We start from the raw sequence: 15,544 nt of genomic DNA, 5'->3' as shown, positions 1-15,544 counted from the left end.
GGTATGTCAATACATGGAGAGCCACAAGCCATCAGGCAGTGCCCCCTACAGTCAGGCCTTCTATACGCAGGCTTGGCTGACCAACGCCGACTGGGAGACTCTGCCCTTCCTTGCCACAGACACCAATACCTGAGTCCAGGCGCAGGTCATTGCCTATCATGCTGACATGATTCAGGACCTCCGGGCCATTGCCTATCAGGGTAGCGCCCTTGACTGGATAGGTGACTTTACCGTTTTCTATCATATATGCCTCGCTGGCCGAAAATACGAACTTACCGTTCGTTATATCGACCTGACCACCGCCAAAGTTGACAGCGTAGAGACCATTTTTAACAGATGCGAGAATTTCTTCGGGATCTTTGTCACCAGCCAGCATATAAGTGTTGGTCATACGCGGCATAGGCAAATGGGCAAAGGATTCACGGCGGGCATTACCAGTCACCGGCATTTTCATGAGACGCGCATTCATGGTGTCTTGCATATAGCCTTTGAGGATGCCATCTTCTATCAGTGTCGTGCACTGGGTAGGATTGCCCTCATCGTCCATATTCAGGGAGCCACGGCGATTCAGCATGGTGCCATCATCCACCACCGTCACGCCTTTGGCTGCGACACGCTCACCTATGCGACCAGAGAAAGTGCTGGAACCCTTGCGGTTGAAGTCACCCTCCAGACCATGACCTATCGCTTCATGCAACAGTACGCCAGGCCAGCCAGGGCCAAGTATCACGGTCATCGGGCCAGCCGGGGCCGGGCGTGCTTCCAGATTCACCAGTGCTGATTTGACAGCTTCGTCTGCATATTGCTCCAGCAATGCATCAGTGAAATACGAATAATCATGACGGCCACCACCGCCGCTGGTACCCACTTCACGGCGACCATTTTGTTCAGCAATGACCGTCAGTGAAACACGCACAAGAGGGCGGATGTCGCCAGCAATCACACCATCACTGCGTGCCACCAGCACCACATCATATTCACCGGCCATGCTGGCCATGACCTGCACTATGCGCGGGTCTTTGGCTCTGGCGATTTTCTCGATTTTTTCAAGCAACTGGACTTTTTGATTGGCGTCCATGGAATGCAGGGGGTCATCACGCAAATACAGAGAGCGGTTATCCAGACCTTTGAGGCTGGATGCCACCTGGATTTTGCCAGTACCCTGACGGGCGATAGTACGGGTTGCCCTGGCAGCATCGGACAGGGCTTGCTCAGATATTTCATCAGAGTAAGAAAATGCGGTTTTATCGCCAGAAATGGCACGTACACCCACACCCTGGTCAATAGAAAAACTGCCAGTCTTGACTATGCCCTCTTCCAGGCTCCAGCCCTCGTTGCGGGTGAACTGGAAATACAAATCGGCATAATCGACTTTATGCGTGAACATGCTGCCCAGCACCTTGCTGAGTTTGGCTTCATCAAGGCCAAATGGGGTCAGCAAAATATCGCGTGCGATAGCGAGGTGGCTCATGGCGGGATCAAATGGAGTCATAGAATAAGTTATTTACACTGCAATTAAATTAGCGCACATTACTTGCAAAATATTTGCAAAAATACTGGCAACATACATGCAAAGCGCTGGCGCACACACTGACATTGTAGAGCATCTGCGGGTTTCTCTGGTCTGCTCACTTCGCTGATTGTCAGCTTATCTAAGTCCAGACTCAGTCCAGACTCAATCCAGACTTCCGCAGGCCTCATAACTTGCGATGGCGCAATGCCGGCAAACTTTCGCGTATGCTGGCAATCAGGCTTTCATCAACGTCGCCACTGACTATACCCTCGCCCTCTTCCAATACATTCAAGACCTTGCCCCAAGGGTCGATCAGCATGCTATGCCCCCAGGTACGACGGCCGTTAACATGCTTGCCACCCTGGCCACAAGCCAGCACATAACACTGATTTTCTATGGCGCGGGCACGTAAAAGTATTTCCCAGTGCGCTTGGCCGGTCGTATAAGTAAATGCGGCAGGCACAACGATCAGGGAACTGGTCCCCAGCGCACGGAATAATTCAGGGAAACGCAAGTCATAGCATATAGACAGCGCCACCTTGCCAAAACCTGCATCAAAACTGCTGACCTGACTACCAGCGACGATAGTGCGCGCCTCTTCATACGACTCTTCACCCTTGCTGAATCCAAATAAATGAATTTTGTCGTAGCGCGCAATCTGCTGGCCTTGAGGATCATAGACCAGGGTCGTATTCAAGACCTTGCCAGGTTCAGCGGCCTGCAGAGGGATCGTGCCACCGATGAGCCAGACACCCAGAGTACCCGCCATTTCGGCCATCAAGGCCTGCATGGGACCCTGCCCTACTGGCTCGGCGATATCTACCTTATCGGTTTCCTGCAAGCCCATCAGGGGCCAGTATTCAGGCAGTAATAATAATTTTGCGCCTGAGGCTGCCGCTTCCTGCAACAGGCGTCTGGCAGTTGCCATATTCTCTGCCAGCACGGGCGTGGATATCATTTGTATTGCTGCTATCTTCATATCACCCTCTTTTATCAGTATGTTACCGTCACAGAGCACATGGCTCCATTCCCGCCATACTCAAGGCTTGCTTGCGGCCTTGATCGCCGACGGATTGTCACGGCTTTCCACTTTGGTCACTGTTGGTTCTTTCCATGAACCACTGACCTTGTACTCAAACGTAAATGCCCTGCTCAAAGGTTCTTTCAAAAATAATTGAGCAAGAAAGGTGCCAAGGCCGATGACCGGATTCACGGCAAGGCCATAAACAACCGATGCCGTACCCACATTCACCACAGGAATGACGGTCACATGCAGGTCCTGAGCTTCCCTGACCAGATCAGCATTTCCTTCCAGCAACACAGTCGCATTGACACCCAGCATCTTCAGATTATCGGTTTTTGCCACACCTTGCTGTATATGCGCAATACCTGCGATGGAATCAAAGGCAAAACCATCAGAAAACACATCACGAAAATCCAATGTCAGGCGGCGCGGCAAGGATTGCAGGCTCAACACGCCCAGCAGTTTCGCGGCCCCTGGATCTACCTTCAAGAATTGCCCACTAGCAAGCACCATCTTGACCTGTCCGCTCATGCTGGGTATGTCCATCGCAAAAGGCAGGCCGTTCCATTGCACATCGCCTTCAAGTTTTCCTTTACCACCACGCAAGACATCGGCAAAACCCAGACGTTCCAACAGCTTGCCTGAATTTGCAATATCCAGCACATAATTGAGTTGGGTACTCCCATCTCCACCCTGACTTGCCCATTTACCGGTGGCATAAAAGTCTGCATCAGGATTTCTCAACAGCAGCCTATTGATCTGCCACTCACGCCCATTGCCCTGACTGACGAGTTGATTGACTGCCTGCAGTTCCAGATGCCCGAGTTTTTTATTGAACAACTCAAAGTTTTCAGCAACGATGTCCAGACCAGGAATTTGAGTCGTGGTATTTTTTCCTTCCAGCAACTCACTGACATCGGCAGCTGCCGACTGGGGAATGATGAGATTACTCAGGCGTGCCTTGATACTGCTCAGCGCTTGCCCACCTGTACCCTCATTCCATGTCAGGTAACCGGCAACCTGATTTGAATGTATATTGGCTTGCCAGGTTTTATTTTGACGGGAAACACCAACGATGACATTTTCGAGCTGCTTACCCATGATATTCAATTGCGGCGTCCTGACAGCAACCGTGCTCGGTTCCAGGTAAGGCGACAAATCAACTTCAGCACTATCCCTTTCTGCACCGGCGGCATTGGCTTTCTGGCTCGCAGACACTGGCGACATCAGGCGTCGCCACTCGTCTATGTTCAGGGACTTGAATTCTATATTGGCATTCAAACCGCTATCAGGCTCTGGTGCGGGCGCATTGACGCCTATGCCGCCACGTACTACCTGCCAAGGTCCACTACCCTGTTTTTGCCGCGAATATCTGGTGTTGATGGAGTTGCCAAGACTGACGCGGATTTCATCACGCAAGGTTTGTGCATCCTGGCCTGCCTGTGGCAACAGCTCAAAATGCAAAGGCATGAGCTCTGCGCTGGCCTTTTTCAAGGGTGCAGGAAAATTCAGTGACATGCCCGCCATCGTTGAATCGACGATGATTTCCGGCTGCCTTTTTTTGACATGGATGCTGGCCGTGTAACGGCTGGCGCCGCTGACACGGTCCGCCATTTTATCGACCATGCCGACAGGGATGATCTTGCGTATGCCATCGGCAGTGACGGTACCATCAAGCCTGACTTTAACACTGTTATCTTTTTGCGAGCCACCAGTAATCTGTACCGGGCCACCAAGCGCCATGCCTCTCAGTGTCCCGAGGTTGACTCCTGTTTCATTGAACTCCAGCTTGCCATTCAAGCCTGTTACCTGGGGAATGCCAGGCTGTAATACCACGTCGTTATTCGCAAACTGCAAAATGCCAAGGACTTTTGACTCTATCAAATGCTGTAAGGGCAATTGCAATTTGAGTTGCAAGGCAGCAGGTGCCGAGGTTTTGGCCTCCTTCAGAAAATGCCCCAGCCAGCCACTAACCGGGCTCGTCCCCACATACGCCAGCATATTTTGCAGACTGCCACTGACCGCACCGTCAATACTCAGGATGGCACCATGCTGCGACAAATCAGGAATAATCGCCTTGACCTTTTTCAGATCAACACCCAGGGTTTTGGCGGTGTCGCCAGTAATCTCCATCCTGGCTTTATCAAACACAAAACCACCCTTGATGTCATCAATGACTGGCCACAGGGGCTTGCCTTCTTCATTCAGTGCACCAGCAGAAAAATCGAGCTTGGCGCCAGCAAGGCTACCCTTGATCAGGAATTCATTCTTGTGGTTTTTCTTGCCGTCCGTATTATGGAATGGGAAATGGGCGAGATCACCCCGTATGCGCACGCTGACATCATTGGCCTTGCCTTCGAGTATAGAATTCAGCAGCCAGTGTCGCAAATGCTCTTCTGCCGCGGCGGGAATGTAACGGTCAAGCTGCTTCAGGTCAAAGCCCGTAATACTACCGGTCAAATCTACCTCGCCCGGCTGGGCATCAGCACCGTGACGCATGGACATGATGTGCTTGCCGGACAAAATGGCGCGCATGCCATCTTGTTGCGCTTCCATTTTATGAATCTGGAAAATCAGCTTGTCCTGCTCGACAAACTGCCACTGCGCATGCATATTCAGGCTTGAAAACGGCATGAGAGGATCAACAAAATAACTGGACAGGCGCAAGGACAGGTTTTTGGAATCCAGAACGAAACTGCCACCCTTGTCATTGGCCTCCAGGCTGCCCGACAGATTTTCAAATCCTGGTATCGCAGGCACAGCCGCTTTTGCCGGGGACGTGGCGGTTTTGGCTCTGGCCAGTTGCGCTGGCTGCGCCGTCATCGACAAGTCGATGAACTGCCCTTTCACACTATAAGACGACACATCAGGATAAGTACCCTGCCATTTGGCAGTGAAGTCACGGAGTTGCCCTTTGGGTGCAAAGTCCAGCATCATCTGCCTTTGGTCGTTTGGCAAAGGCAGATGCTCGGCAAAATTGGCCAGTGTCTGTAAATCCAGGGTCTTGGCGTACAACTCCACCTTTTCGGGCTGGCCCTTGTCACCTGGGGTAAATGTTTCCTTGATGGTGGTGGCAGGTAATTGCAGGCCCTCGCGCGTACGCATGGAAAAATTAACGAGAGAAACACTATGTCCAGCCTTACCCATCAGGGCCGCCAGGAACTTATGCGTAGAAGTCAGGGTTTCGCTGGCGACGAGGCGGCCACTGACCAGGGCCATGTCCAGCTCAGGCAGGTCAGCGCGGAACTTGCCCAGCACATCCGCCAGGCTGAGGTCTGCAGTCAGGTCTGCCAGCCTGCCCTTGTCCAGATGCAGCCAGGCACGCACCGAACCATACGCTTTCTTGACATCTGCCGGGTAGTCTATATAGGCTTTTAACGCAGCCAAGTCAGTACGGCGCAGGTCGGCATACAAATCGCCGGTCCATAAAGAAAAGTCTGAAATCTTTTTGGCAAAAACCGGGTGCTGGAAATCGCCTCGTATATCCAAAGGCGCAGAAAGACTGACATCAGGCGATGCCTTGAGGGCAAACCTGTGATGCCGCCACTGGTTTTGCAAGAGAAAATTCACATCCGGCAATTTCAGCTCTGCCGCATTGCGCATTTTATCTGTCCAGCGCACAGACCCCTTGCGTATCAATACTTCATGCTGGGCCAGCACCCAATCCAGGCCCTGCCCCTTGCTCTCAGCGGCAGGATCGATATGAAAACCGCCCACATAGATTTTGCCATCCGCGTCCCTCTGTATATCGAGAGAAGGCTGATTGATGACGATACGTTCAAAACGCAAATCGGCAACTGCCAGCGTCCACCAGGACATGGTTGCCGACACTTCAGGCAAAACCAGCGCGGTGCCACCCTGCTTGTCATGCAGCACCACATTTTCCAGCGTCAGTTGTGGATTGAGGCCCTGCCAGGAAGCGCGCAGACTGGCAATCTGCAATTGCCGTCCCAGAGAGTTTGAAATAGCCTGCTCTATATCAGGCTTGTACCTGTCTACATTGGGCAATACGACATAACGCAATACCAGCACCAGTATGCAAAACAGAAAATACAATACCAATATCAGCCTGAGCGTGAAGCGCAGGCTTTTATCGCAAGTTCGCCAGGTAAAACGACAGAGCCGCCCAAAATGACCTGGCTTGTCGTCCTTGACGGCGGTGTTAGCAATGTTCTCTTGATCTACTTGTGTCATTGCTAATGTTCAATTTATTTGTAAGTAAGACTTGCGCAAAAGCCATGCGCTTGCAAATCAGCAAGCTTCATTGTTCTTGCGCAAATCCTCACATGCCGGGAAATATTAGCAAAACAAGCCCGGAATTTTTAGCATGCTGTCAGTAAATAGACAGCAATCATTATCAATTAAATAACTCCCACAACAATCAAGCTTAACCCACTCTGGCACTTGACATCAATTTTATACTCCCAAGGAGTATAAAATTAATTACTGCTGCTTGCATAGTCCTGGCAGCCAATACCACCCTGGCCGACTCTTATCGCTTAAAATCAATCACAACACTGACCATATCTGTCCATTTCAGCTTTATTACAACCCTATTATGACCGCAAGCACCAGCATGAACGCCGAAATTCTCCAGGCCTCCCGCTTTTTCATTCATTGCATGGAAGCAGATACCAGCCGAAATGAGCAGTTACAGCAAGTTTCTGAATTATCCTTGAGCCCGGCCCATTTTGCGCAGTTTTTACAAAAAGAAATATACGAAGGTGCATCTCTTAACAAAGCCATGCGCCGTCTGCGCAAACTGGTGGTCTGCACCCTGATCAAACGCGACTTGTGTGGTCAAGCCGATCTCAATGAAGTTATTACGACGATCAGCCTGTTTGCAGATTTTGTCGTACAACAGCATCTGCAAGCCCTGAATGCCGAAATGCAAGCCATGCATGGTATTCCCATAGGGGAAGAAAGTAGCACCCAACAAGCGATGATCGTGCTGGGTATGGGCAAACTGGGTGGCTATGAACTCAACGTCTCTTCAGATATAGATTTGATTTTTTGCTATGCCGAAGACGGCGAAACACAAACCTCAGACTCCAGCCAGCGCAGCCTGTCCAACCATGAGTATTTCAGCCGCCTGGGTAAAAAACTTATTGCTGCCATTTCTGAAGTGACAGAAGACGGTTATAGCTTCCGTGTCGATATGGCCCTGCGCCCGAATGGCGCATCTGGACCGCTGGTCGCCAGTTTCAATATGATAGAAGAGTATTTCCTGATACAGGGGCGAGAATGGGAGCGTTATGCCTGGGTCAAGGCCAGGGCAATGACGGGCAATGCCGAAGACATCGCTGCGCTGGAAAAAATCATCCGCCCTTTCGTCTATCGTCGTTATCTTGATTATGGCGCGATTGACTCCTTGCGTTCCATGCATGCCCAGATCCGGGCTGAAGTCGTGCGCCAGGAAACCAAACATCCAGAGCGCAGCAATAACGTCAAGCTCGGACGTGGTGGAATAAGGGAAGTAGAATTTCTGGCACAGGTTTTCCAACTGATACGCGGTGGCCGCGATGCCAGTCTGCGTGATCGCTCCACCCGCCTGACTTTGCAGACACTTGCAGAAAAAGGCATCATGGATGCACCCATCATAGAAAAACTGCTGTGCTCCTACACCTTTTTGCGCAATCTCGAACATAGACTGCAATATCTGGATGATGCCCAGACCCATACCTTCCCGGCCAGGGATGAGGACCAGTTAAGGATAGCGCAGATGATGGGCTGTACCAGCGTGGCAGAATTGCTGGATCAGTTGCGCCCTCACCGTGAATTCATCGCCGATCAGTTTGATGCCATCTTCCGCGACAAGGCCGAGAACAATAGCGAAAATGAACAGGGCATGCTGGCAGTGAGCCTGTCCAGCCCTGACAGTGATGAACTGATCGCTGCCCATTTGGCAGGTCTGGAATTTTCAGCACAGGATGCTGCAGCATTCAGCCAGCGCCTGCACGCCACCTGGCAATCACCGAAGGTGCAATCCCTGTCTGAAGCCAGCCGCATGAAACTGGTGGCACTGGTCAATAATGCTCTCAACATTATCGCCAGGCAAAGCAGCAACCAATCACTGGCATGGAACCGCCTGCTCGACTTCATGGAAGCCATCGCCCGCCGCGCGGCTTACCTCGCACTGTTAACTGAATACCCACATGCTTTGGCAAGAGTGATACGCATGATGGCAGCGTCTGACTGGGCAGCCAAGTTCCTGACGCGCCACCCTCTGCTGCTGGATGAATTGCTGGATGAGTCATCATTGCATCAGCGCCCGGACTGGCCAGCATTCCGCGTGGATTTACAACAGCATCTGGCGCAGCATGCTGGCGACACTGAAAGGCAAATGGAAACCCTGCGTGAAATGCATCATGCCATGCAATTTCGCTTGCTGGCGCAAGATCTGGAAGGCCAACTCAGCGTAGAACATCTGGCAGATGAACTGTCACAACTGGCCGACATTATCGTCGAAGCCGTCTTGCAATCTGCCTGGCAAACTATCGCTACCAGGCATAAAGCCGAGCCCAGCTTTGCGGTCATCGCCTATGGCAAACAAGGTGGTAAAGAGCTGGGCTACGCTTCTGATCTTGACGTGATCTTTTTGTATGAAGATGAAGACCAGGAGGCACCTGCGAACTATGCCAAGCTGGCACAACGCTTCATCACCTGGATGACCTGTCATACGCCAGCAGGTATTTTGTTTGATATTGATATTGCCTTGCGTCCAGATGGAGCCAGTGGCCTGTTGGTGTCCTCAGTTTCTTCCTTTGCCCGTTATCAGGAAAAATCTGCCTGGCTATGGGAACATCAGGCACTGACACGCGCCCGCTTTTGCGCAGGCGATGCCAGCATAGGTGCGCAGTTTGAGCAAATACGTGAACAAGTCTTGCGCCAGCAAAGAGATATAGAGAAATTGCGAACTGAAGTCATCAGCATGCGCAAAAAAATGCATGATGCCAACGTGAATCGCAGCGACCTGTTTGACCTCAAGCAGGATGCGGGTGGCATGATAGATATAGAATTCATCGTACAATTTCTGGTATTGAAATATGCAAACCAGTATCCTGAATTAACCGCCAACAAAGGCAATATCGCCTTATTAAAACGTTGCGGCGAGTTAGGCCTGATTGACTTGCAACTGGCTAATAAAATATCAGATGCTTATCGCTTATTCCGTAAATTGCAGCATGGCATACGGCTGCAAGGTGAAGACAGAGCCAGGGTGCCGCCCATATTGTCAGAAATTGGAGCAAATGCGACTAAGGCATTATGGTCAGACCTGTTTGAAATTCCATGAGTGATTTGCTTCATGTATATCCAGTCAGCCACGTTGCTCAAACACCTCGCAACAGACTCACATTTTTCTTATGCAGTCTGACTGTGGCATCTCTTTCACAACGATCAACTCGAATTTCAATTAGCATACGCAAATATTATTACATTTAGTTGCATATTTTCCGATATGATAATCCTTCGCCCTTCATTTTTATCTGCAAATCAAACTCAGATTGCAATTAATAACGATCAATTGGACTATCTACATGAAAAAAATAGCAATGGCATCTGTACTTCTTTCCGCCCTCTTCCTTGCAGGATGTGCCAGCGTTGGGAATGAAAGTCTTCGCAAAGAATCTGAGAGCTCGGCCAAACAAAAATTAGTTGAAGGAAAAACGACAAGAGATGAAGTGCGTGCACTATTTGGCTCACCGCTCAAAACAACTTTTACAGATGGTGGATTAGAAATATGGAACTACGAATTTACCAATGTCTCTGCAGATGCAATTAGCTATGTTCCTATCGTCAACTTATTTGGCGCATCTGCCAGCGGCAAGAAAAAAGAACTCGTTGTGTTATTTGATCAAAATAACATACTCAAAAGATTTTCAATGAGTGAATCCGACGTCACTCAAAAGACTGGTTTATTTAACCGTTAACCCCAAATTCCTATCAAATATTTTGTGCAGGTGAGTGAAAATAGCTCTTCAACAAACAGCATCTGAAAATTTTCAAGTATTCGAACCGCCTGAGAAGATCATGCGGTTTTAATATTTTTACGGCGGACCTATTCGTTTTTACTGTCATCCTTTATTGAAGTTTCCGAGAAATGCTGAATTGCTCCTGCAAAAAAATGTCGTCCAGTTTTTCTCTGGACGACACATAAAATACATTTCATAAAAAATCAGAAGAAAGAGGCAATCACACTACAAATGCCTCATCTGCGTGAACCAACCACTTCCACAGTCACGCGACGGTTTTTGGAACGCCCATCACTAGTCTTGTTATCAGCGATTGGCTGGGTTTCACCCTTACCTTCGGTATAGACGCGTGTTGCATCAATTCCCTTGCTAACCAGATAGGCTTTTACTGCTTCAGCACGACGGATGGATAATTTCTGATTATATGCATCACTGCCTACAGAATCAGTGTGACCAACGGTAATCATCACTTCGGTATTCATGCCCTGCAGCTTATTCAACAAATCATCTAGTGCCTGCTTGCCTAGTGGTTTGACGACGGATTTATCAAAGTCAAACAAGGCTTCTGCACTGAAAGTGATTTTTTCAGACACCGGTTGCGGTCTTGGTGGCGGTGGTGGATTTTGCGCAACAGTAACGGGTATAGGATCTTGTTGCATCACAGGTACTGGTGGTGCTGTGTAAGCTGCTGGCCTTGCATAAGCTGGCTTACCAAACTTATAGACGAGGCTGACAGAATAAAAATCCACATCGCCACGATTATGTACCGCATCATTGATGCGATATCTTTCTGCCTCACCACGCATTGCCAATGCTTGCGTAAATTTATATTCCAGTCCGATACCAACTTTTGGGTTCAGCTTTTTCTCGGTGGGATTGGGATCTGTTATCGCGAAAAGGCGATTGCCACTGAAGTGCGCGTCAGCTCTGGTGTAATTTGCACCCACACGCCCAAGCAAAGAGAAGCGCTCAGTCAACGGTAACTGCCCCACCAGATCCAGATTAAATCCGCGAAATCCCACTTCACCGTTGATGGCTCCTGGCGGTGTAGTAGTGGCATTGAATCCAAACTTGCCAAGATCAAAGTAGCCTGCTTCTATGGCAAAGTATCGATTCATTTGCTTGCCCATGAACAGCTTGAAGGCAGTATCACGCTCATTTGATCCGAATGTCACAGAACTTGCACCATTGTCCATGAGGCTACGTACTATTCTGTCTTTGTCAATGCTGGTGTTTGCACGTCCAGCCCCCACACCCAAGTACCACGCATTGTCTGCCCAGTCCTGGTTGGTCCACGGTTCATCAGCTTGCGCCAGTTGACTGGCAAGAAGTGCACAAGCGAACACGTTAAGTGTGACTAATTTTTTTGACAGCGCCATAATTTTCTCCTGATGAATTTGCCGAATTTATTGAATGACTTATTGGATGATTTATTGAAAGAGTTCATCGGGAACTCTTTCAGATATCCATGTGTGTTTAACGTACAATCACATTATTTTTAAGCGTCACAGCGCTGCCCGATAATACCCGGCCGTTTTGCAGGGTCGCAGTATCCCCCATCGTGATGGCTGCAGACTGCCCCATGATAGTTCCCTTGAACACGCTGTTTGCGCCAAGAGTTGTTGCTGATACAGGTACCCAGAAGACACTGGCCGCTAACGCACCACCATTTAAGGCAACGATGGAGTTCGCATTCGTATTTAAAGTAGAACTGCTACGGAACAGATACAGGCCAGGACCATTCATCGTGAAAGTTCCGGTAATAGTGATGGCACCGGCATAGCAATACACACCAGGTGTAAATGTCTGCCCGCCCAGATCAACACCACTGGCAGAATTAACAGTGCAGGTGCGGCTATTCGCATCAGCAATGGCAACTTGCAGGTCGGCCAATGCCGTGTTCAATATGGCACCAGATTTGTAATTGCTAAAACCTGCTGCCTGCACTGGATCAACTATCTGCGATGGTGCACCTACATCACCACTCACCAGGGTAATGCCACCAGAGTTGTTGGTGATTGATACACCAGCCAAGACGGCAAAGCTGGCTGCACTACCAAGGTTAATACTTGCCACTGGTGCGGCTGTCACGGTGAAACTCGTACTTGCTGTTTGCGCACCTTGCGTCGCCGTGATATTTGTCACACCTGCTGCAAGTGCCGTAGCTTGTCCAATGGATGAGATACTGGCGACACTACCTACACTTGAATTCCAGCTTACTGTGCTGCTGATGTTATTGCTTGTGCCGTTTGAGTAAGTGCCGGTCGCCGTATATTGCTGCAATGATCCAACAGGTACTGAGCCATTAACTGGCGCAAGCGTAATACCCGTCAGCGTGACTGCAGGTGTTACCGTCAAACTGGCACTACCCAGCTTGCCAGCAAAACTGGCAGTAACGGCGGCGGTACCACCAGACAAGCCATTGACAACACCCGTCGCCGACACCGAAGCAACTGCCGCGTTAGCAGAAGCCCAGGTGACAGAATTGCTGATATTGAGGTTACTGCCATCTGCAAAGCTACCGGTAGCGATCAGACTTTGCGCACCATTGACGGCTATGCTTGGCGAGGCTGGGGTCACGGCGATGGAATTTAAAGTTGCGACAGGCAATACATTAATCGTCACTGAAGTAGATTTAGTGCCAGATATCGCCACAACAGGTGTAGTACCAGGAGAGACTGCAGAGACCAGCCCACTTGTATTCACCGTAGCAATCGTACTTGCACCAGAACTCCATGTGATGCTGTTGGTAATATTGGCGGTACTGCCATCCGAGTAATTACCTGTTGCGACCAGATTCTGCGTTCCGCCCACAAGCAAACTCGCTGGCGGTGCGGCAATGAAAATCGAAGTCAGAGCCGGGCTGGATACGACAGTAAGTGTCGCTGTCGCAGACTTCGCATTCAAACTCGCTGTGATGACTGATGTACCTGTTGTCACGCCAGTTGCAATACCACTAGACAATATACTTGCAACCGAACTGCTACCTGAACTCCAGGTAACCAAATTCGTCACATTGACATTGCTACTATCGGAATACGTACCAATCGCTACGAACGCCTGGGTAGAACCTATCGCCAGATTTGCTGTGGCGGGAGTGATTGCAATTGAGTTCAAGGTAACAGCTGGTACGACAGTCAATGAGGCAGAACCTGTTTTACCACCCAACGTTGCTGTGATCAGTGCAGGGCCGGTAGCCACAGCAGTAGCAAGACCATTTGGCAAGACAGTTGCAACCAGGGGTGAACTAGTCGCCCAGGTCACGCCATTGCTGATGTTTGCTGTAGTCCCATCAGAATAACCGCCACTTGCAACAAATTGCTGGGTACTACCAACCGCAACATTCGCATTAGGTGGTATCACGGTAATAGTAAGCAACACGGCAGAGCTGACGTTGATGGTGGTTGTCGTGCTCATGCCATTAAACGTCGCTGTAATGACAGAGGAGCCAGTAGCGATTGCAGTCACCAGACCATTACTTGTTGCGACAGTAGAAACTGTTGCATTTGCAGGTGTGGCAGAACTGAAACTGGTCGTCGCCGTCACATTCACACTACTACCATCTGAATATTTCGCAGTAGAAGTCAGCTGTTGCGTCGTGCCTATTTGCATAGTCGGATTAGCTGGCGTCAAAACAATGGAGAGCAAGCTTGCTGGCGTCACTGTCAGCAAGGTCGTAGCTGACCGTGCACCTGAAACTGCCGTAATGACAGATGAACCGACTGCGACACCTGTCGCCAATCCAGTGCTGCTGATCGTGGCCGATGCAGGCGTGGCTGACGTAAAGCTGGAGATCGCTGTAATGTCACTGGTGGTGCCATCAGAGTAAGTTCCCATCGCTGAGAATTGCTGCTTGCCACCAACCGCTAAAGATGGATTTGCGGGCAGCAGGCTGATCGACTGCAGAGACGCCGGCGAGACTGTCAAGCTAGCAGAGGCAAGTTTGCCACCGAAGCTGGCAGAAATAATGGAGGATCCACTGACCAGGCCTTTGGCTACGCCAGTGTCACTAACCACACTGGCTATCGCAGGGCTGCCAGAACTCCACACGGAAGCCGTCGTGACATCACGGGAAACGCCATCGGCAAAGGTTGCCGTGGCGACAAATTGTTGCATGCCACCACTTGCTACGGTGGCAGTTGCAGGGCTGACCGTGAGAGCAGAAAGAGTAGTTGATGGCAATCCCAAAATCGGATCACGGCCTTGGTCACCACCGCCGCAACCAGCAACGAATGATGTGATGAGCATGGCAGAGACGCACGCAAGCGGCCTCAGGTAACGCTGTAGGATGTTCATTTTTGCCTTTTTTTATCAGGTGAAACCGGTGCCGAGTAATTTCGGTGTGGCCGCAATACGGTGCTTCTTTCATATTTCAGAAAGCGACCTTGAGGTGAAATGAATAACCAGGATAGGATTCATTGGTTTCATTAATTTCACATGAGGGAGGCAGTCTTTATCCGTCCAGCTTTGACAGATTGACCAGGCAATTTCTGCTTGAGTAAGGTATCAAGCATCCCTTATCTCTCTTTTCACGTACACTATCTGTGCGATAGCGCACTCATAAGCTATTGAATTTTTAATTGCATTTTTAAACAACAGTGATGAGCATTTTCGATTTTGGAATGATGCTCTGATGATGAGAGGTACTTACTTTCTTACGCGCATCAAATAAAAAAAGCCGCCGGGGAATTTTCCCAGGCGGCTTTGCATGTTGACGAGTTCAGGCTCAAGCCATAAACCTCGCCAGATACTCAGGCGAATTAATAAACTGCCCGATCAGCGTGACTACATCCGTCCCCGACTGCGCCAGCAGCGCATCAAACGTTGCCTGATCCGGCGCATGCCCCAGCAAACCGATGTAATCCAGCGTCAGCGATACTTTGGATTGCGAATTCGCCTTGAACTCCGTCGATTCGGTAAAGCCCGCCAGCATATCGCCCCTGGAGAGGCCATTACCCAGTTGCCCCAGCCAATAGGCCTTGCCTGCGGCATCTGAACTACGGTGCAGCACGTTCTGATAGACCCGGTCCACAA

8 protein-coding genes are annotated in these 15,544 nt (G+C 50.0%); 2 read left to right on the top strand and 6 right to left on the bottom strand.

What is annotated here, in order from left to right; translation table 11 throughout:
- Positions 1 to 31 precede the first annotated feature (31 nt).
- The 3 genes from tldD to ACO0LN_RS11525 form a co-directional block, all read right to left on the bottom strand.
- A complete protein-coding gene (tldD, locus tag ACO0LN_RS11535) occupies positions 32 to 1,492 on the bottom strand; it encodes a metalloprotease TldD (protein ID WP_422973833.1) in 1,461 nt (486 codons plus the stop codon).
- 205 nt (positions 1,493 to 1,697) lie between these two features.
- Entirely contained in the window at positions 1,698 to 2,492 is a 795-nt protein-coding gene (locus ACO0LN_RS11530; RefSeq protein WP_422973831.1) for a carbon-nitrogen hydrolase family protein, read from the bottom strand.
- Between the two features lie 60 nt (positions 2,493 to 2,552).
- Entirely contained in the window at positions 2,553 to 6,731 is a 4,179-nt protein-coding gene (locus ACO0LN_RS11525) for a YhdP family protein (RefSeq protein ID WP_422973829.1), read from the bottom strand.
- Positions 6,732 to 7,095: 364 nt separating this feature from the next.
- Here ACO0LN_RS11525 and glnE point away from each other — a divergent pair, with 364 nt between their 5' ends.
- Together glnE and ACO0LN_RS11515 are read left to right on the top strand one after the other, a co-directional pair.
- Positions 7,096 to 9,831, top strand: coding sequence for a bifunctional [glutamate--ammonia ligase]-adenylyl-L-tyrosine phosphorylase/[glutamate--ammonia-ligase] adenylyltransferase (gene glnE / locus ACO0LN_RS11520; protein WP_422973827.1), 2,736 nt, complete (start codon positions 7,096 to 7,098; stop codon positions 9,829 to 9,831).
- 244 nt (positions 9,832 to 10,075) lie between these two features.
- Positions 10,076 to 10,468, top strand: coding sequence for a hypothetical protein (locus ACO0LN_RS11515; protein WP_422973825.1), 393 nt, complete (start codon positions 10,076 to 10,078; stop codon positions 10,466 to 10,468).
- A gap of 278 nt (positions 10,469 to 10,746) precedes the next feature.
- Here ACO0LN_RS11515 and ACO0LN_RS11510 read toward each other — a convergent pair whose 3' ends face one another.
- The 3 genes from ACO0LN_RS11510 to ACO0LN_RS11500 all read right to left on the bottom strand — a co-directional run.
- Positions 10,747 to 11,889, bottom strand: coding sequence for an OmpA family protein (locus ACO0LN_RS11510; RefSeq protein WP_422973823.1), 1,143 nt, complete (start codon positions 11,887 to 11,889; stop codon positions 10,747 to 10,749).
- A 97-nt stretch (positions 11,890 to 11,986) separates the two neighbouring features.
- Entirely contained in the window at positions 11,987 to 14,806 is a 2,820-nt protein-coding gene (locus ACO0LN_RS11505; protein ID WP_422973821.1) for a beta strand repeat-containing protein, read from the bottom strand.
- 430 nt (positions 14,807 to 15,236) lie between these two features.
- Positions 15,237 to 15,544 (bottom strand): DUF4214 domain-containing protein (locus ACO0LN_RS11500; RefSeq protein ID WP_422973819.1); only part of this gene is annotated, 308 nt, incomplete at its 5' end.

This window comes from Undibacterium sp. TC9W, assembly GCF_049339865.1.
Taxonomy (GTDB): domain Bacteria; phylum Pseudomonadota; class Gammaproteobacteria; order Burkholderiales; family Burkholderiaceae_D; genus Undibacterium.
The sequence above is the reverse complement of the archived record's forward strand: the minus strand, read 5'-3'. Positions and strand labels throughout refer to the sequence as shown.